Annotated in this window: 14 protein-coding genes and 1 pseudogene; 4 read left to right on the plus strand and 11 right to left on the minus strand. The window is 34.9% G+C overall.

The genetic code is table 11. The features are described from left to right. The first annotated feature begins 2 nt into the window (after positions 1–2). Together IPM71_14310 and IPM71_14315 are read left to right on the plus strand one after the other, a co-directional pair. Positions 3–6545, plus strand: a complete 6543-nt coding sequence (locus IPM71_14310; GenBank protein ID QQS50743.1) for a hypothetical protein — start codon at positions 3–5, stop codon at positions 6543–6545. Continuing rightward, positions 6546–7058, plus strand: coding sequence for a hypothetical protein (locus tag IPM71_14315; protein QQS50744.1), 513 nt, complete (start codon positions 6546–6548; stop codon positions 7056–7058). Between the two features lie 264 nt (positions 7059–7322). On the opposite strand, the gene IPM71_14320 is transcribed toward IPM71_14315, so the two are convergent. The 3 genes from IPM71_14320 to IPM71_14330 all read right to left on the minus strand — a co-directional run bounded on the left by IPM71_14320 (position 7323) and on the right by IPM71_14330 (position 9611). Then, on the minus strand, positions 7323–8828 hold the full coding sequence (locus IPM71_14320; GenBank protein QQS50745.1) for an IS66 family transposase: 1506 nt from the start codon (positions 8826–8828) through the stop codon (positions 7323–7325). Between the two features lie 86 nt (positions 8829–8914). Further along, positions 8915–9274, minus strand: coding sequence for an IS66 family insertion sequence element accessory protein TnpB (gene tnpB / locus IPM71_14325; protein QQS50746.1), 360 nt, complete (start codon positions 9272–9274; stop codon positions 8915–8917). Positions 9275–9278: 4 nt separating this feature from the next. Further along, complete coding sequence (locus IPM71_14330; protein QQS50747.1) at positions 9279–9611, minus strand: hypothetical protein; 333 nt, start codon at positions 9609–9611, stop codon at positions 9279–9281. 263 nt (positions 9612–9874) lie between these two features. Here IPM71_14330 and IPM71_14335 point away from each other — a divergent pair, with 263 nt between their 5' ends. Together IPM71_14335 and IPM71_14340 are read left to right on the plus strand one after the other, a co-directional pair. Beyond that, the gene (locus IPM71_14335) at positions 9875–10567 is read left to right on the plus strand and encodes a transposase (GenBank protein QQS50748.1); all 693 of its coding nucleotides are present in this window, start codon (positions 9875–9877) and stop codon (positions 10565–10567) included. A gap of 58 nt (positions 10568–10625) precedes the next feature. Further along, positions 10626–11698: pseudogene (locus tag IPM71_14340) on the plus strand (IS3 family transposase). 202 nt (positions 11699–11900) lie between these two features. Here IPM71_14340 and IPM71_14345 read toward each other — a convergent pair. The 8 genes from IPM71_14345 to IPM71_14380 are packed head-to-tail and all read right to left on the minus strand — an operon-like array spanning position 11901 to position 19910. Next, positions 11901–12752 (minus strand): polysaccharide deacetylase family protein, encoded by an 852-nt coding sequence (locus tag IPM71_14345; GenBank protein QQS50749.1) that lies wholly within the window; start codon positions 12750–12752, stop codon positions 11901–11903. After that, positions 12752–13825, minus strand: a complete 1074-nt coding sequence (locus IPM71_14350; GenBank protein ID QQS50750.1) for a GNAT family N-acetyltransferase — start codon at positions 13823–13825, stop codon at positions 12752–12754. Before IPM71_14350 ends, IPM71_14345 begins: the two co-directional genes overlap by 1 nt. Beyond that, positions 13825–14499: an SDR family NAD(P)-dependent oxidoreductase gene (locus tag IPM71_14355; protein QQS50751.1), complete on the minus strand. Its 675-nt coding sequence runs from the start codon at positions 14497–14499 to the stop codon at positions 13825–13827. Before IPM71_14355 ends, IPM71_14350 begins: the two co-directional genes overlap by 1 nt. 50 nt (positions 14500–14549) lie before the next feature. Next, a complete protein-coding gene (locus tag IPM71_14360; GenBank protein QQS50752.1) occupies positions 14550–15542 on the minus strand; it encodes a ketoacyl-ACP synthase III in 993 nt (330 codons plus the stop codon). A gap of 26 nt (positions 15543–15568) precedes the next feature. Then, entirely contained in the window at positions 15569–16651 is a 1083-nt protein-coding gene (locus tag IPM71_14365) for a DUF1972 domain-containing protein (GenBank protein ID QQS50753.1), read from the minus strand. Between the two features lie 3 nt (positions 16652–16654). Then, positions 16655–17560 (minus strand): NAD(P)-dependent oxidoreductase, encoded by a 906-nt coding sequence (locus tag IPM71_14370; GenBank protein ID QQS50754.1) that lies wholly within the window; start codon positions 17558–17560, stop codon positions 16655–16657. 9 nt (positions 17561–17569) lie between these two features. Continuing rightward, complete coding sequence (locus tag IPM71_14375) at positions 17570–18517, minus strand: glycosyltransferase family 4 protein (protein ID QQS50755.1); 948 nt, start codon at positions 18515–18517, stop codon at positions 17570–17572. A 55-nt stretch (positions 18518–18572) separates the two neighbouring features. Then, complete coding sequence (locus IPM71_14380) at positions 18573–19910, minus strand: phenylacetate--CoA ligase family protein (GenBank protein ID QQS50756.1); 1338 nt, start codon at positions 19908–19910, stop codon at positions 18573–18575. Positions 19911–20092 lie beyond the last annotated feature (182 nt).

Consider the following 20092-nt stretch of genomic DNA (forward strand, 5'->3'; position numbering starts at 1 on the left):
TAATGAAAAAATCGATATACTTCTTTATACTGATATTATTCTTGTTACCTAATTTATTTTCACAGGTAAAGGTGGAAGGCGTTATTGTAACCCAGAATAGTGTGCTCTCGGCCTCACACGAATTGATTGCTCGTGAAAATATACAATTATTACCCGGGTTTAGCATTGATGGCGTGGGCACAGGTAGAACATTAGTAGCTAATATCAATAAAAATGGGCAATATCCCATGATCAAAGATCCCAATCAAACCGATCTGAATAGACCGATAAATTTAAATTATCCAGTTGGTTCAACGAATGGGATGTTTAATGTATCTGCAATTGGTTGTGCCAATTACTCTATTCCTATTAATGTACCTGCTGGACTCAACAATCTTCAACCCAACCTTGCCATATCCTATAACAGCCAGGCTGGAAATGGACTACTTGGTATGGGATGGAACCTGAATGGTTTATCAGCCATTACCATGGGTCAAATCCCCAATTATGATGCTGAGTTCGATTCCCATGAGGATCTAAGGGATTTTTACAAATATTATCTTGATGGTGAGTTGATGTATGTATTAAATCAAGGTAATTACCACAGTGTTCAGAGTAAATATAAAACAAAGTACAATCCAAACAGTTTTATTGTATCTAGAAATCGATCCGGTTCCAATGACGACTTTATCGATTATTTCGAGGTTTACGATCAGAACGGTTCAAAAGCAATCTATGGCAATGATGGCAATAATGTAAATTCTGATATTCTCTACAACAATGAATATCTAATCGCAGCTTATCTGACCAAGGTGGAAGATGCAAACGGGAACTACATTAAATATATTTATAAGAAACATGAGGGTGATATCTATATTGATTATATTGAATACACAGGCACAAATTCAGCTTCACCATTTGCCCGGATTGATTTTGTTTATGAAAAAAGACCTGACAATTTAAAAACTGGATACATCGGAACTCTTAACGACAATGAGTTAATTCTAGGTTCAGTAATTATTAAAAACCGAGGTACAATTGTGAAGGAGTATGTTTTTAAGTACCATTATATAAATCTATACGCTTATCTGAAAGAGGTTATTGAATTCGACGGAGATGGGAACCGTTACAATGCTCTATCATTACAATATGATGAAACCTTAACATATACAAATTCATCAGAATATGTGACAATGGATTTAATAAATTTTAATGATATTCCTCATACTATTTTTTCAGCAGCAGGCGACATAAACGGAGATGGTAAAGATGATTTATTGGCTAATTATGAAAGGGAAGCATTTGTAGAGAATAAATGGAAACTCTTTCTTGATGTAGATGATCCTGGAACATATACTTTACTACCTGGACTAGATGATTATAAGTATTCATATATTGCTGATTTTAACGGAGATGGAGAAAATGAGATACTCTTTATAAAAGGTTCCGAAACTGCGAAAAAGGTAATTTATTATCAAGGTCAGGCTTATATCTCAGTTACAAATATAGCAAAAAATGATCTTTTGAAGTTCTATAAATGGAATGGCAGTGCGCTTGTTAACTATGATAATCTTAGCTTGACAGCCAGTTCCATGACTAGTAAAAACATGACTTTTTATTTAGGAGATTATGACGATGATAAAATCACCGATATTTTCTTGTATGATGCAACTGGCTATGGTTGGATATTTCTCGGGGAAAAAAACGGATTTCAAAATAGCCAACCCGACTTTTCTGTAAACAACCTGCCTACCAATGCCTTACCAATTTCCGGCGATTTTAATGGAGATGGGAAATCAGACATCTTAATGGTGTCTTCAGGAGGTGCAGCCCGATACAATGCAATTGGCAATACTATTACTAGTGATGGAGACATTTTTCAATCAACCTTAATTACTAATGCCAATATTTTGCACGCCCTTGATTTCAATGGTGATGGTCTTACGGATATTGTTAAAATAAATAACACCAAATCACATTCTGTATTCATTTCTGATGGTGTAAGTCTTTTTAAAATACCCGATCTGGATTTTAATGCAAGTGATCTTTCTGGCATAGATGAAGGGGCCAATCGACCAACCTACACCGAAGCAAATGGTGATGGTAAATCAGACCTCTTTAGGTTTGCAAATAGCACAAGATACGTTCTTAGAGATATTAGCGATGGCAAAGCCCATATTGGTTATTCAAGAATGGATCTTGATCAATACGATATTTTTAGACCAAATTTCATAGATGCTTTGACTATTGGCGATTATAATGCAGATGGCATTAGCGATGCTTTTGTTTCATTCAGTTTTCAAATTAAAAAATCAGACGCAAGATATGGCCAGATTCTAACCTATGCCACAGGTTTTGCTGAGAAAATACAAGAACTAGAGAATCTTCTAGGTCGTGCAATTGGGACAGATGAATTAATTACTGCTCGAATTGGAGTTTTCAGAAATGAATCACCTCAAGGCAATTTACCAATGGTACTTACCGGAATAATTGATGGCATAAATAACGTAACGCGGATTGATTATACTAAAACCTACGAGAGAGTGAAAGAAACTTTCCCTGTCAATGAATCTAATATGATGTCAATAAAAAGCAATCTTCAAATGGTAGGATCTGTAACTACAGCCGATGCCATTGGTGGTTCCAGTAGGTTAGAGTATACGTATTACTCACCTAGATTTGAACGAACAGGGTATGGATTCTTAGGTTTTAAATATGTTGATGTAACTGACTATACCAACGCAATATATACCCGTAAAGAATATGGCTATTCCATTTATAATAACCCTACTCAATTTGTCTTTCACCCTTATCTAAAATCAGTGTCGGAATTAAATGACATTTTTAATATACCTGTGGAGGTTTATTCCGAGGATCATGAATATGGTTTTGGTTTCTCGGATAATATAAGTGTTCATCGTTTTGTGCCTTACGTGAAAAAAAGTACAAAAACAGACCATCGCAAAAATCATATTATAATTGAGGAGGCAGATAATTATTTTTTAGATGATCGCAATCTATTTGATTTTGATGACTACTTTTTTGTTCCTAAATTAAAGCAAACTACCTATAAAAATATTCAGGGAACAACAAAAAATGCTATTGATAAATACGAGATTGCACAGACGGATTACACATTTGAATTTGTTGAAAGCAATCAATATCGGTTCCTGATTAAAACCCTGAAAGCAACTTCCTCATTTTATTTTTCTGATAATGTAAATTTGTCATTGTCATCAACAACAAGCCATGTTTATCGAACAGATAGAAAATGGCAATTGGATTATACAAAAATAGATGAAAATACAGCTGAGGAGGTTAAGAAAACTTACACCTATTATCCAAATGGTCTAGTTGAAACGATGGTTGCTCAGGCTAAAAACTATTCATCACAAGTTGAAAGCAGGGGCGAAAGATTTGTGTATGATCCAAGCTATTCTCAGTTCTTAATAGAAAAGTCGAGTACCCAAGACGTCAATTTTAAGACTAGGTATAATTATGACGAAATATATGGTACTATAAGGAGTGAGGTAGATTTAAACAGTCTCACAACGCTTTATGAATACGATAGATTCTATCAACTGAAAAAATCTATCTATCCTGATGGAACCTTTAGCAATTATTCAACCGAATGGGTTGTAGCCGGTGATACGGATGCTCCTATAGGGGCGCATACCTTGCAAAAAGAAACTCATAGCGATGGAAGCTTTCAAAAAACTTACTTTAACAAAGCTGGACTTAAACTCAGAATAGTTACAAATGGTTTTAGTGGAATTGTCTTTAGCGATTTCGAATATAACCATCTGGGACAAGTATTAAAACAATCTGAACCCTATTACAAAAATGTTGGATCTCCTGTGTGGACAGTTTATAACTATCTGCCCGATCGTCGATTGCAGTCTTTAGATATACCCGGCAATGGTGATATTACCTATACTTACAATGTCAATGCTGTTACAAGCACTCAACATGGAATTACTCGACAGACTAAAACCGATTCTGAAGGGTTTGTATATGAGTCTAAACACAATGGGCAAACGATAACTTTTTCAAAGACAATTGAAAATCGTAACGGAAAGCCAGCGATGAAAACTACAAGCATTTCGCCCGATGGTAGCAGAGTGATTGCCTATTCTGATAATAATGGCCGCAAAATAGAACTAATCGACCCCGACGCCGGAACGATAAAGTACGAATACACTGGCTTTGATGAAATAAAGAAGCAAATAAAACCCGATGGTTCCGAGTTGAGGTATGAGTACGCTGACTTAGGACGACCAACCACTGTAAGCTGGTATACTCATCCAAACGGCAGCACAAATTTTATAGAAAAATTTAAGGTTGTTACCGATTTTGATGCGCCAAACGCCCGTGGCAGTGTAGAAAAGTTAACTTCTTATTCCGATGGTTCAACAACTCCAATTAATAGTGTTGAATACACCTACGATACAAAAGCACGTCCAAGCAAAGTAAAAGAAACGATTGAAACTAGGGTGTTCGAAAAAACATTTACCTACAATACATTAGGTCAAATCCATACCGAAACTTATCATAATGGCTTTGGAATTGAGAACATTTATACTGGCGGCTATTTAAGCCAGATTAAAAACAAAAGCAACAATGCTATGATCTGGCAGGCCAATAATGTTGATGCCAAGGATAGACTCGTTGAAAAAAAATACGGCGATAATACTACCACTACCTGGCAATATACCAACAACCTGCCCAATCAGGTAAAAGTGTTGCGCAATGGAGCCAATCTATTTAAATCCGATTATACATGGGACGATACCAGGAGACAATTAACCGATATGCAATTTTACTATGCGTCAGGGAGTAATTGGAATATGCAAAGAAATTACCACCACACCTTCGATAGTTATAACCGGCTCGAAAGCTCAATTGTAAATGGCAATTTGCTTTTTGATATCGATTACAACAACCAAAACGGAAGTATTACCTACAACAAGCAGATAGGAAACTATAGTTATTCTGATATCTTTCCGGAACATGCAATAAAGTCGGTCGATGATGTAAATGGTATTTTAAGCCAGGAGAGAGACCTCACGTATACCGCATTCGACAAAATAAACTCCATAACTTACCTTGATGGTTCGAAACTGCTCGAAATAGACTATGGGGTAGATTTCGAACGTGTAAAAACAGAGTATACCGAGAATCCGACTCGGAAATGGACTCGCTATTATGCCTTGGGCAACTGCGAACTAATTATTAATGAAAACAATGTAGAGGAACTCCATATCTATCTTTCTGCACCTGGCGGCTTGTTTTTAATCGTGAAAAACGGCACCGAAATGCACTACATGCATACCGATTACCTGGGCACTATCTACGCCGAAACCAACGATATCAATACGACCTATACCATCTATTCCTACGATGCCTGGGGTAGAAGAACCAATTCTTCAAATGGCACATATGCAGGTGCGCCAACAAATATTTGGTTTACAAGGGGATACACCGGGCACGAGCATCTTGACGAAATGGGCCTTATAAATATGAACGGCCGCATGTACGATCCTATCTTGTGCAGTTTCCTAAGCCCTGATAATAACATTCAGGATCCTTTCAACCCGGATAATTACAACCGGTATGCCTATTGCCTGAATAACCCGCTCATTTATTCCGATCCAAGTGGGGAGTTCTGGCAAATTGTTATCGGCGCAGCCATCGGTGGAACAGTTAATTGGCTACATAATGGAGCTCGATTCGACGCGAAAGGACTTGGTTACTTTGCTGTTGGTGCTGCTACTGGTGCATTATCAGCCTTAACCGGCGGTGCCATTGCAGGGGCTACTAAAGCACTTGGCTTAATTCCTGGTGCTCTTATTGGTGGTGCTTCTGGAGCGTTAATCGGAGGAGCTTCGCAAGGACTTCTAAATGGCTTAAATGCCTCCATTTCTGGAAAAGAAAGCTTTTCAACAGGTTTTACCCAAGGGTTTAATAGCGGTTATCAGTCTGGAGCTATATCAGGTGCAACTTATGGAGCCATAAACGGCTATAAACAGGCTAAAATGATTGAGGAATATTATGGTGATAACATAAGGATTAATAAAATTACAGGGCGTGCATTTATTCACGTTAGTGATTTTCATGCGAAAGTTCGTTATGCTCCTGTTTCTACTGGTGTTTCTGGTGATAAATATTGTTATAGGGCAACAGCCAAATATTTAAACAGCTCAGAATATCCGAATGATATAGTTGTCATAGATGGGGAAGAAGGTGGTGATCCAACACAACTTTTAAAATGCAATTGGAAATCTGAAAGGTTTTTTAACAATAGTAGAGAATATAGAAATTATCCTAAAATTTCTGATAATCTTTGCACAATTGGTGATTACATCAATGGCTCTGCTGGTGTGGCAGCAAATTCAAATCAACATTGGACTGTAATTACAGACATGAGTGTTGGGCATAAAATTTCAATTTTCGGAAACCAGATTCGAGATCTTAGCATTATCAGTACAACAGTAATGGATCCTGCAGCTGGCGCTTTTAGAAATGGTCCTACTAATTTTGTAAACATAAATTATTATTTTAAATAGATGAGGACATTGCTAATTTTAATCTTGTTCTTAAATGCTATTAATTTAAACTCTCAAGTCTCCAAAAATAAAATTATACAAATAAATAACAAATACTCACGACAAGTAAAATGTAATGTATTGTTAAACAACGCTTTTGGCTTAGGAAACAAAGTTTCATTAAAGGATTCATCATTGAGATTTGTACATATTCTTACGTTAAAAGACAAGGAAAAATTAGTTGATTCTGAAATTGAAAGAAAAGGTTTAAAGAGGGTATCTCTTAATCGATGGGCAACCTTTATCATAAAAGACAATCAATACAAAGCTGTGTGTTTTGATAGAAAGATTACAACAGATTCTGTTTTTTATGATATTTATTACGACTTTATACAGCTTTTAATAGTTAGTTATGATGAATTAATAATTATGAATAATTTTCATACCCCTTTATATTTATATTGTGCTAGTTCTAAGGGTATTGTTAAAGTTTTTTATGAATGGAGCGAAAATGGAAAAATTTTAATTCCCTAGCTGGCGCGAGCTTGTAGCTCGTGCCGGTGTAGCATAGATATTATTAAAAAACTGGCACAACTGCTGGTTTTTTATTTTAATATGAGTTTAGGAAGTCCGAGCTGCAAGCTCGAACTAGCGTTTTATTATTGCTGGCACCTTCTGGGCGTAGAATGCAAAAAAAATAGCAATTAGCTTAATAATTGCACTGGGCGTGTATCCCTACTACCAAGTAGGTCATGGTTAGATGTTGCAGATAAGTTTACTTTGTGTTAGCTTGGGTAACTACAGCTTAAAATTTTGCGGCAACAAATCGGTTAGTTGGTTTACTTTATAGTTGGGTATAACTTCCAATACTTTTCTTAGCCATTCAAAAGGGTTTATATTGTTCTTTTTACAGGTGCCGAAGAAAGAATAGAACATGGCAGCCCTTTCAGCTCCTCTTTCGGAACCGGCAAACAGGTAATTCTTTCTGCCAAGGGCTATTGGTCGAATAGCATTTTCAGCCAGGTTATTGTCTATTTCCAATGAACCGTCATTTAAGTATGCCAATAAATTATCCCAACGAGGTATGCAATATGCCAGTGCTTTGCCTAAGGCCGATTTTGGCAATTCGGTTTTATATGTTTCAACTATCCACTTGCCCAATTCGTTGAGTATGGGCAGCGACTGGTCAAGCCTGAGTTCATGCCTTTGCTGCTGGGTAAGGTTTTCATCTCTGGCTTTTTGTTCTATGGTATAAAGTTTTTGGAACATGTCCATTGCATATTCAGCCTTGGGTTTATCATAATCCAATGCTTTTTCGAACCCACGCCGGGCATGCGCCATGCAATTTAGCAGGGTAATATGTTCTTTCTTCCCGAAAATGTCATATACGTTATAGCCATCGGTTTGCAAATAACCTTTGAAGTTTTTCAGGAGCCTTGTTGGTCCTTCCCGGGAGCGCCCATTGTTATAGTCGAAGAATACAGTCTTTTCAAGCGGGCTGTAATATATCCAGTGGTAACCACGGTGTGTTTTCCCCTTTTTCGTTTTATCTAATACCTGAATAGGGGTTTCATCGACCTGTAAGTAGCCTTGCGAGAGCACCCTGTGTTTTAAGGTATCATAAAGTGGTTCCAGTAAATTACATATCGATTCCTGCCAGCCATTAAGGGTCGAGGATGGCATGTGAATGCCTTCTCTTTTAAACCGTTCTATTTGCCTGTAAATAGGCAGGTGGTCTACAAACTTATCAACCATGATCTGTGCCAGTAAACCAGGGCCTGCTATGCCTTTTTCGATAGGAAAGGTTGGCAGGTCGGCTATAATGCCTACATGGTTTAAAGCAGTTTCATCGGTTGGCTTTATGTATCTTGGACGGATAAACCGTTTGATGTACAGTTTGGCCGGGACAAGTTCCAGTTGGTCGGTTACCTCTTTGCCAATGCACTTTAACCCTGTTGTATCTTCTTTAGGCTCTATAACTATCTCTTCAACTGGTAAATGTGATGGCAGGGGCAACCTTCCCGGATGTTCCCTGTGGGTATTTTTCGACCGTACATAACTGATAACCTCCTGCTCTTTTTCAGGGGCTTCTTCCACTTTCACATCAAAGGGCAAGGTAAGTTGGGCTTCGTCGGCGTTGCGGATGAACCTTTCTCTCTTTGCCCCGAAAAGCAAGCGGTTCATCTGATCAATCTGGAACTGCATTTGGCTGATTTGTGACTCCAAATGGTTTATCTGAGATTCTTGTTTTTTGTTTATCTCAACAAGCTCTTGAAAGCTTATATTTTCGGGTGTCAAAGTCATGCCCCAAAAGTATGCAAATAGCTTTGCAGTAAAGGTTTTTGCCCACCTTTGTTATTCACTATGTTTCAAGGCTTTGTTAATAAATATCAGGAAACCAGGCTTGGCTGGTATTGCTTTCTTCGTTGGATGTTTTTTATACTTAACCCATCCACTATCATTACCATTTGGGTATAGCCTATGGTTATGCTGCCAACGTTGGCATCGTAGCTTGGAAGTTCGAATGTGCCTTTCTCAAGCCTTTTGTAATAAAGTGTAAAACTAATGCCCTGCCAGTGCAATAGCTTTATCTTATTTCGCTGCTTATTGATGAATATAAAAACATCCCCACTACATGGGTTGTTTTCCAGGTTGTTTTGCACCAGTCCGGCCAGGCCATCAAAACTCTTGCGCATATCGGCTGGCTGGCTGAACAGGTGGAACTTATTGGTGGATGAGAGGGTAAACATTTGCTTATAGCTTTATTAGTCCCCGTAATTGCTCGATGCTCGTAGTGGTAGGGCAATTTACAACAACCCCATTTGGATAGCTTATAGATATCATCCCGGTATTGGATTCCGGCAGGTGGGTAGTGATAGTTTGAGGTATATGTACAGGTATAAATGACTTTGTTGATCCTGGTTTTTTACCATGTCTATCCTTCTGGTATTTATTAAACCAGTACTTGAAGGTACTATAGGAAAGATGGTTTTGATTACAATAGTTTTTCTGCGATATCCCGCTTTCTTTCCATAGCTCTATTGCCATGTACATCTCTTCCTGTGTATACTTCTGGTTCTTTCTCATGCCCCAAAAGTATACCCTGGCTATATATTTTTATATACCTACTTGGTAGTAGGGATACCTGGGCGTAGTTTTCAGCAACTACTTCCCTTCTGGGCGTAGAATACCAAAAAAATAGCAAGATATAGAGGCCAAAAATAGTTGGTAAAAAGTTTTTTATTCCTTGTCACTATTGAGATACAAAAGAGTTAATTGAAAGTTGTTTCAGTTAACTCTTTTATATTTATGAAAACATCAAAAAAAAGCGTTGTTGGGCATGTCAAAGTTTGAATGTAATCAAATGGGGAACCCAGCAAGGAAAACAACGTTTTAAATGTCAATTTTGCGGTATATTATTCACTAATGCTAGTCTATTTACAAAGAAAACAAATCAAAAAGTTTGGTTTCAGCATTGGGTTATTGGACGACAAACGATACCACAGATAAGCAAATCCAGTGGATACTCTGAGCGGACGCTTAAGCGAATGTTTTCTTATTATCTCTCACAATCCCCTGTATATGCAGTTAAGCCATCAGAGAAGGTTAATTTATTGATAGATGGAACCTACTTCAGTAAAGATCTTTGTTTGGTTCTTTACAGAGATAACACGATAAAATTCACACAGTTGTATCGATTAACTGATGGGGAATGGTATGACGAAATGAAAGAAGACCTGGAAAATCTATTAAAGCTTGGAGTCCAAATAGAAAGTATAACATGCGATGGACATAAATCACTGCTTAAAGCGATTCGTAAAGTATGTAAACATGTAACCGTTCAACGGTGTATTATTCATGTTCAAAGAATGTGTCGTATCTGGCTTACAATGAACCCCAAGAGTATTGCAGGTATGGAACTTAGAACTATTATAAACCAGTTACATAAAATTGAGAATAAAGAGCAATGGGGGAATTGGGTTGTCAACTTATACAACTGGCATGAAAAACATAAGGAATTCTTAGATCAAAAAAGCTACTGAAAGCTTCCCCCAAAACAGTAGCGATTAAAAATATAGTTTAATCGTTAACTTTGGTAGAATGAAAACAACAAAATTTACAGAGAGTCAAATCATCAAGATTCTGAAAGAGCAGGACCAAGGCAAGAGTGTTTCGGATATCTGCCGGGAGCATGGTATAAGCCAACCAACTTTTTATCAGTGGAAATCAAAGTATTCAGGGATGGAGGTAACCCAGTTGAAAAGACTTAAGGAACTGGAACGAGAACTTTCGCAATACAAGAAGATTGTAGCTGAACAGGCGTTGCATATCACGGTTTTAAAAGATGTAATTGAAAAAAAGCTCTAAGGCCTGCAGAGAAACGGGAATTGGTAACCTATGCTCAACAAAGGCACACGTTGAGCATTCGGCAGGCCTGTGTGCTATTTAATATATACCAGAGTGTATATTATTATCAACCCATTGCGGGGAATGATCAGGAAATTAAGGACAAGCTGGCAGAACTGGCAGAGGTTCATCGCCGGTGGGGATTTTGGATGATGCATTATCACCTGCGGCAATTAAATCATTTCTGGAACCATAAAAGAGTTTATCGGGTTTATACCGAGATGAAGCTTAACTTGAGAAGAAAATGTAAAAGAAAGCTGCCATTGCGCCCGCAGGAGTCCTTGTTACAGCCGCTATTACCTAACTTAACCTGGAGCATGGATTTTATGCATGATGTGCTTAATAACGGAGTTAAATTCAGGACATTTAATGTAATCGATGATTTTAACCGGGAAGCTTTGACTATCACCTTAGGTACAAGTATTACAAGTCTGCGGGTAATCAGGGAACTGGAACGATTAATCGACTGGAGAGGCAAACCCGAACACATAAGGGTTGATAATGGGCCGGAATTTATCGCCCAGGCTATGGAAGACTGGGCAAACGATAAGAATATAAAACTCAAGTTTATTCCCAAAGGAAAACCGCATAGAAATGGTTATGTAGAGCGATTCAACAGAAGCTATCGTGAAGAAGTTCTGGATAGTTACCTATTTGAAAACATCCGACAGGCACAACTAATCTCAAATGCATGGCTATGGTCTTACAATAATGAGCGACCCCATAGTTCGCTGATGTACCACACTCCGGTATCATTCCTATTGAAATATGGAAAACTTCACCGCCCACAAGGCCCAACAAAGTTTCCCACATTTCAACAGGACATAAACATTAATTTAAAAAGTTTAATTTTAAATGCTACTAATTAGGGGAAGCTTTCAGAAGTTTTCAGGATACGTTATGCAAATGCTAAACGCGCGCTAGTGGAATATACTATGTTATTTAATGATTTTTCTGAGGGACATACAATTAGTTAATATCAATTAGTTTTATATCATTCCATGTTATTAGTTTATCTGCCTCAGAAATACTTAAGAAATTGAATTCAGATATTAGCCGACTAAATTTATTCAAGGAATATTTAAGGCCATAATATGATTTGAATTTTCTTATATGACTTAGACCTTTTAATATCGGTTGTTCCTTATCTATATCTCTGGGATGAAAGTAGGTCATTATGTATGATTTATCTGAAATGTGTCTACGTATTAGCCAATATGGATACAATCTAAAAAATCCACCTCCGGTAATTACTATGTTTTTACCAAATACATTAGCCGTTGACATAGGGAATTCCTTTAAAATCGAATGATTGTATTTTAGCCGAAAAGGAGTAGTTTCTCCAATATCAGCAAACCCTCCGAAGTCATGTTTCGCAGGAAAAACCGAACAATCAATTTCAATACCATTTTGTGCTAGGATCTCAAACGCCCATAGATTATTTTTTCCAATAGAAAAGGCAGGAGCTCTATACATTGAGATTTTTTTTCCTGTAATATCTTCAATTGAATAAATTGATTTTTTTAAGTCCATTTCAAATTCACTAACAGTAAGATTTGAAGCTAAATTGTGAATATCTGAATGACTGGCAATATCGTGGCCTAAACCGAGTATTTTTCTCAATACATTGGGGTGTTTTCTAGCAATCCATCCAAGACAAAAGAAAGTTGCTTTTGTGCCATTTTGTTCAAGAATTTCAAGAATAATATCAGTATTTTCTTCAACTCTTGATTCAAAGCTATCCCATCGTATTTCACGATTAAAGCTTTTTTCAAAATTTATATGAAACCAATCCTCTATGTCGAATGTTAGAATATTCATTATAAATCATCTGAATCTATCCACATTAAATTCCAATTCATTGGATCATTTAGATTGACATTATCTTTTGGCAAATTAAGCCTTTTGAAGATGTATTTAAACTTGTATGTAGATTTTAAATATCCGCTTTTCCATAGTTCATAATTTTTGAACCAATATGAGCTCATCATAATAAAAATAAACTCGGCATTTTCCTTTTTAGCAAATCTGTCAATTTCTTTAAGTAAATATCTTGAAAGATGGTAGAATCCGTCTAGTAAAGAAATATCCAGAATACCTATTGATGGTACCCCTTCTTTAGTAATAAATCTACTAATAGCATATCCAACCAATTTTTCATTATGCTTTACAACCGAAATGTTGTATTGAGTTTTAGGTGCATTTAAACGCCACATTATAAACTCTTTATCTTTTATTAAAGAAATTGGTATTTGATCCTGTTTCTCCTTTAGAAGAGAAAAAAAACCATCATCTAAATCAATATCTTTAATAGAAGAATAATTATGAACAGTGATTTCTTTATTTTTCTTGGTAAAAATATTTAATAAGAAACCATAGAAAAAAGCACTTGTATTGAAAAGTGGAATTAAAAGTGATTTTTTTTTGTTTTTTAAAAAGGAATTAAATTTTATAAACCTTGTATATAAAGGTAAATCAAATAAAATTTCCCAACCAACCTTTAAATGACCAGGAATGACTTCAGGTCTTATTGGAAACCCACTAGAAAAATCAAGCCCCCCTTCTTTAAATTTTTGATTTGAATAATAACCAAGTTTAGTGAAAACTCCTTTTCCACGAGCTTTTACCCCTGTCATTACATCGCAGACCATTGCAGCTGTTATATTTTTATCGAAATATTTATATTTATATGGTATTGCAGCATAATAACCAATTATATCGTTATCTGAGTAAGCACCGTATTCAAATGTTTTATAAGTTGAATGAAATTTCCAATTGTAATGGGTTTTAGTTGATATAGAAGCACCAATTGTTTCTGGAAAACATTCAGTGAATAATACTCTTTGTTTATCTAGTTCTTGATCTCCATTAAATTGTTTAAACTCAAGTTCCATTATATTAGCCCTCCACTAAGATCAATTGATATTCCATTAGTATACTCACATTCAATTAAATACTTTACTGTTTTAAATATATCTTCATTTTTACAAAGTTTACCGGACGGTATTTGTTTTTTAATAACTTCGATAAATGCTTCAGGAACTTGCTCTCGCATACCCAATTCACAATATCCAAGATTAATATTATTAATTGTAATATTTAATGAACCATTTTCTTGAGCTAGAGATTTTGTCATGCCCCATAAAGCAGATTTTGAAGCTGCATAAGCACTAATTCCAGGAATACCCTTAATACCAACAACAGATGAGAAATTTATTATCCTTCCAAATTTTTCTTTGCGCATTATGGGTAAAAGTGCACGTATGCAATTATAAGTGCCTATAAGATTAACATTAATAACCTCTTTCCATTTTACAGGATCTGATTTGTGGGCAAAAGAATTGTAAGTAATTCCGGCACAATTTATCAATGTTACCCTATTCAATTCTGTTTGTATTTTTTCAATCCAGTTATTCACTTCTTCGAAGTTACTGGTATTAATCTTAAAATATCGTGGATCTGATATTGTGGTAGAGTTATAGGTACCTATAATATTTGCTTCTTCTGACAATAATTGATCGAAGAGGTATTTACCTATTCCTTTTGATGCACCGGTAATTATTATCATACTAAACTGTGTTACTAAATGATGATTTCTAATGAAATTTTAGAAATTAATTATGACCACCGGAGAATTGATGCACCATATGTCCACCCTGAACCTACGGCTGCAAATAGGATTGTATTTCCTTTTTTTAATTTGTTTGAGCGGTTAACTTCGTCAAGTAAAATAGGTATTGTCCCTCCACTTGTATTGGCATATTTGTCCATATTTGTCATCACTTTTTTCCATGGAAGGCCAATTATTTCTGCAGTTTTTTGAAGTATTTTTATACTTGGTTGGTGTGGGATTAAGTAATCAATGTCTGATATAGTAAGTCCTGTATCTTGTAAAACTTGATTAATTGCTTCCGGTAATACTTTCGTTCCAGTTTCATAAACTGCACGGCCATTCATTTGAAAGAAATGTAGCCTTTTTGCTATTGTTTCTTCTGTGGCAGGCATTTCAGAACCACCAGCTGGGATCGTATAATTAAATTTACCTCGACCATCTGTATAAAGACGGAAAGCTAAAAATCCTTCGTTAACATTTCCGTGTGTAAATATGGCTGCACCAGCTCCATCACCAAAGAACACAGCATCCCTGCGTTTCCAATCAACTATTTTTGAAAAAGTATCTGCTCCAATTACTAATACATTATCATAAACGCCCGATGCAATATATTGAGAAGCTACTGACATTCCATAAAGAAAGCCACTACAAACAGCCGAAATATCAAAGGCAACTGAATTATAAGCTTCTATTTTATCCTGAACTATAGCAGCTGTCGAAGGAGCAAGTCTATCTGGTGTGGCTGTAGCAACAATTATAAGATCAATATCATCTTTGGTTAATCCGGCATTCTCAATTGCTTTAAGGGCTGCTTTTGAGGCTAAATCACTTGTACATTGATTGGGTGATGCTATTCGGCGTTCTTTAATTCCAAGATTTTCGAAAATCCAGCTTGAATTAGTATCAATAATGGTTTCTAAATACTCATTTGTGTAAATCGTTTCTGGAACATAAGAACCTGTTCCAAGTATCTTCACGTTTCTAACTAATTGTTTCATAAAGTAATATCCATAGTTTATATAAATTAATGAAAAAGAGAAGCATATTGAGAACTAATAAAAAACCAAGTGTACTCAATATCAGCAATTTTTTTCATTTCTTTTCCAATATTAACCAAATTATTATTGGTTTCACATTGTATTATTTCCAGCAATTCTTTGCTGTTTTTGAAAAAAAGAGCTTTATCTTTTGTAGTTTCCCTGTTTGTTGGTACATCATAACTAAGTATTGGTAGTCCTAATGACATGGCTTCAACCAATGATGGAGAAGTTCCGCAATAGGAGTGGCTATGAATATAGGCTTCGGCATTTCCTCTAATGGCATTAATTTCTTTTGGTTGATAAATAGCATCTAAGATAATAATATTAGAAAAATTGTCTTTAAACTGCTTTTTCAATTCAATACCATAATTTGATACAGACCAATTAGAAACCATTACTAATTTCTTTTCCGGAGCATTTTTAAAAGCATCTAATACCAGATGAAGGTTGTTATCTATTTGAGCTCTCGAAACATTAACATAATAATTAGTATTAAGAAAAGGGTATTTTCTGGCTAGGTCATCATCAATATCAATTTTTATTGCATGATCACCACCATATCTAATAACGTGTGAATCAACACCAAACTCCTTTTGAATACTATCTCTAAGAAGAAAATTATCAGCAATATTATAAGTGGAATATTTTGCAGCATATTTATGCCCCATTTTAGCAATAAACCTTTGAAATTTAGAGTATTTCTCTCGTTCCCACTCATTTAGTCCACCATGATTTACAATTATAGACTTTCTAAATAATTTAATTAAAGGAATAAAATAGCCAGCCCCAGGCCCCAAATACAGAATTATATCACTATTATAAGCTGCATGAAAAAGTGTGCATATATCATAAATAATACTCTGCCAACCATTCGCTTTTAATGGAATAAACAACAATCTAGATCCATTGTATATATCATATAGTTTTGGTTGTGTTTTACTACAATAAACTGTAAAATCAAATTTATCGGCTAAGTATTTAGTTAAATATTCTGCTAAAGTCTCATACCCACCATACATTGCAGGTAATCCATTAGTCCCTACAATAGCTACTTTCTTCTTTATCATAACTTATTTGTCCAAATATCCCTTATAATATTTATCAATATATATATGTAAGGCTTCTTTCCAATCCCTCATTATGTTTAGGTTCCTAATATTCAATTTTTTGTTTATTAGTCTCTCGTTTGGTGGACGTTGAGCAAAATAAAAATCTTTGAAATAATCAGATTTTACCGGAGTTAATTTTATTGCATTGGATAATCCTAGAACTTTGAGTAGTTCCTCTGCTACTTCAAGCCGGTTTGTTTCTCCTCCACAAACTAAATTATAAAGTCCCCAGAACTCTTTTTCTATCAGCAGTTTTACGTTATTAGCAAAATCATGAGTATAAGTAGGCGTTCCATCTTTATCATCAACTATAAACAATTCATTTTTGCCATCCTTCAATTGCTTCATGAGTTTTTGGATAAACTTTTTATCCTTTTTGGGTCCGCCTCCCATCATCCATCCGGCGCGACAAACCAGATATCTTTCAGCATTTTCTACAACAAATCTTTCTCCAACGTATTTTGATCGGGCATAAACTCCCAATGGATTAGGAATGTCCCAGTCGTCGTATAAATCTTTTTTTCCATCGAAAATACCTGCAGTGCTAATATAAAGCAGTGGTATCTTTAGTTCATTGGCAATGTATACCGCATTTTCAACAGATAATGTGTTTGTATTGTAGGTATCATCCGCATTCTTTTCGCAAAACTCCAAATCGGTATATGCACCAAGATGGAATAAATAGTCGGGCTTAAACTCTTCCACGCTTTTTTTATAGGCATCAAAATCTCTAAAGTCGAGAAAAGTAAGCCAGTTTTCATTTACATCCTTGTCAGTACATTTTAATACATACTCTTCTTTAAACTGAGCATAAAAGGCCTCACCAAGCATTCCGCCACATCCGGCAATGTATATTCTTTTTTTCATCTGTTGATTTTAAGTTCTTAAATATATATTCTTAAGTTTAATTGCCACTGATTCAATATCTAGTTTCATACTAATTAACTTATCCCTTGCATTATTGGTTTTTTCTTTTAAAGATTTATCAACTAATTCGGCTAATTCATATTTATCAAAAGTGCTGGACACGTGACATCCATTCACATTTTCTAACAATTCTTGAACATTCCCAACATTAGTTGAAACAATGGAAGTATTGCATGCCATGCATTCTTTCACAGAATTTGGTGATCCTTCAAAGTCTGAAGTAAGTAAATGAACATCAGCAGCATTCATATATAATGGAATCAAATTTCGTGTTTCATTTATCAATTCAAGCTTGACAATGTCTTTATAATGGTATTTCTCTTTTAAGATTTGCAAAACTTCCAAAAAACGATCATACCGTTTTTGATTACGAATAAAATTTGAACTTACAAATAGCAAATATGTATTATGTGGATTTAAATTAAGGCTTTCGCATGCTAGCTTTTTATTAATAGGTTTAAAAAAATCAAGGTTAACCCCATTTGGCAGGTAATAAGAGTTTTTATCTGTTTTAAGAAATGTAGAATTATTTTTAAATATTCGGGTGGACGAATATCGATTAACAAACTTGTAAAGCAATTTTCCAAGTTCTTTACTTGGATCGTTTTGAAAAGAAACGACAATTTTATTTTTATTTATTCTTCTACTTAGAATTAAAATAATCGCACTTAAAATATGGTGACAATGAATAACATCAAACTGTTTATTTTTTAATAGTTTTCGTAATCTAAAAATTGACTTGAGGTATTCTATCTTACCTTTTTCTCTGCCGTTTATAAAAAACACTGTATTCTCTATTCCAAAATTACAAAGCGATTCAATTTGCTCCTTCACAAATATTCCAAAAATTGGAAACTCTTTTGTAGGGTAATTATTTGTTATATGGAGCACTTTCATTTTATACTCTAATACTATATTCTTTAGTGAAACTCATAAATTCAATAATATCGAATCAAACCTTTTGATCTATTATAAAATCACGCTTAAACATGAGCCTCTTTCCACTCTTTTCTTTTGGAATAATATCTACTTCATTAATTTGAATAGTAAGTTTTTTGCCAAAATACTCCTCTAAACATTTCGTAATCTTTTCTTTATATACTTCAGAATCAGTAATTTTTAGTGGAACGTAATTTATATTAAAAGAGTTAAAATCTTTTTGAATTATTTGGTGTTCCTTAATACCCAGATTTAAGGTAGACATATAAGTTGATAATGCAGATGTAGATATTGTTTCATTTTTATTATTTATGAAATTGTCTGTTATGCGTCCTATTTTAAGATTCATTATAGGAAAGGGTATATTTCCAATTCTTTGTTGAATTGAATCATCATTTTTAACTGTTCCTATATCTCCAACCTTATAGTTTATTAAAGGGAAACCGAAAGAATATAAAGCAGTTAGAAGAAATTCATTAGAATCATTTGTATCTAAAAGAACTACATCGTCAGTGAGGAGCATTTCACCTTGATCATTTTCAACTCCAATTGCAATAATTTCCCTGCAGCCATATTGATCGTATGCCTTACATCGAAAAGCTGTTTCAATGGTTTCTCTTTGAACTAATTTCTCTGTAGTAGAAACAACTCTTTCTATTGTTGGTAGTACTATTTTGTTTTCAATTAGGTATTTTGCAAATTCGAGGATTATGCTGGAATATCCATATATCACTTTGGGCCTAAATCTAATAATCTCATTCACCCAATTAGGAAAATCTGTCTTTGAATAATTATAGGCATTAAAAATAATTCTCCGATTTATCTTATAGCCAAGTCTTGAGAATATGCTCGACATTAATTTTGAATGTTCAATAGGCGATCCCCAAATCCAGGCTGTTTTATCAGATGGTTTCCATCCAGTAATTGAATTATTTCTTAACCATGCAGCCCTGTAGAATTGCTCTGTAAATTTTGACTTATACACAATTGCCTGAACTCCCGTGGAACCTCCAGAAGTTACTTTTATAAGATTTTTTCCAAATTTATCATTAGACTTCAGTTTATCAAGATTATTCTGTATAATAGTTTTGGTGAGGATCGGAATAAGTTTAAGGTCTTCTTTCTTATTGAATTGTTCCGGCTTAAGCTTTAATGAATCGAATAGTTCCTTGTAATATTCAGTGTTATAATATGCATGATTTATTAATTCTTTAATAGCCTGTTCCTGAGATTTCACTATACTCTCTCTGTTTAATCCGAGGTTTCTTCGAAGCTGTCTATAATACTTGTATCTTTTATCACCAAACTTCAGTCTATAAGCAATATTTATTATGTGTTCAATAAGGTTCATTATCTTATTAAAAATTTTGTAAGGTATTTATTTTTCTCTTCAAAAATCAGCTGCAAGATTACTTTAACCCAAATTGTAATGTTAATGATCTCTCGCACTTAAATAGAATAGTACTTCCTGCTTGGTGCAGGTTGCATATTGTCTTTGCTGAAAGGAAAGACATTCAAATTATTAATTATTTA

It is taken from the genome of Bacteroidota bacterium (assembly GCA_016699695.1).
Taxonomy (GTDB): Bacteria; Bacteroidota; Bacteroidia; order Bacteroidales; family UBA10428; genus UBA10428.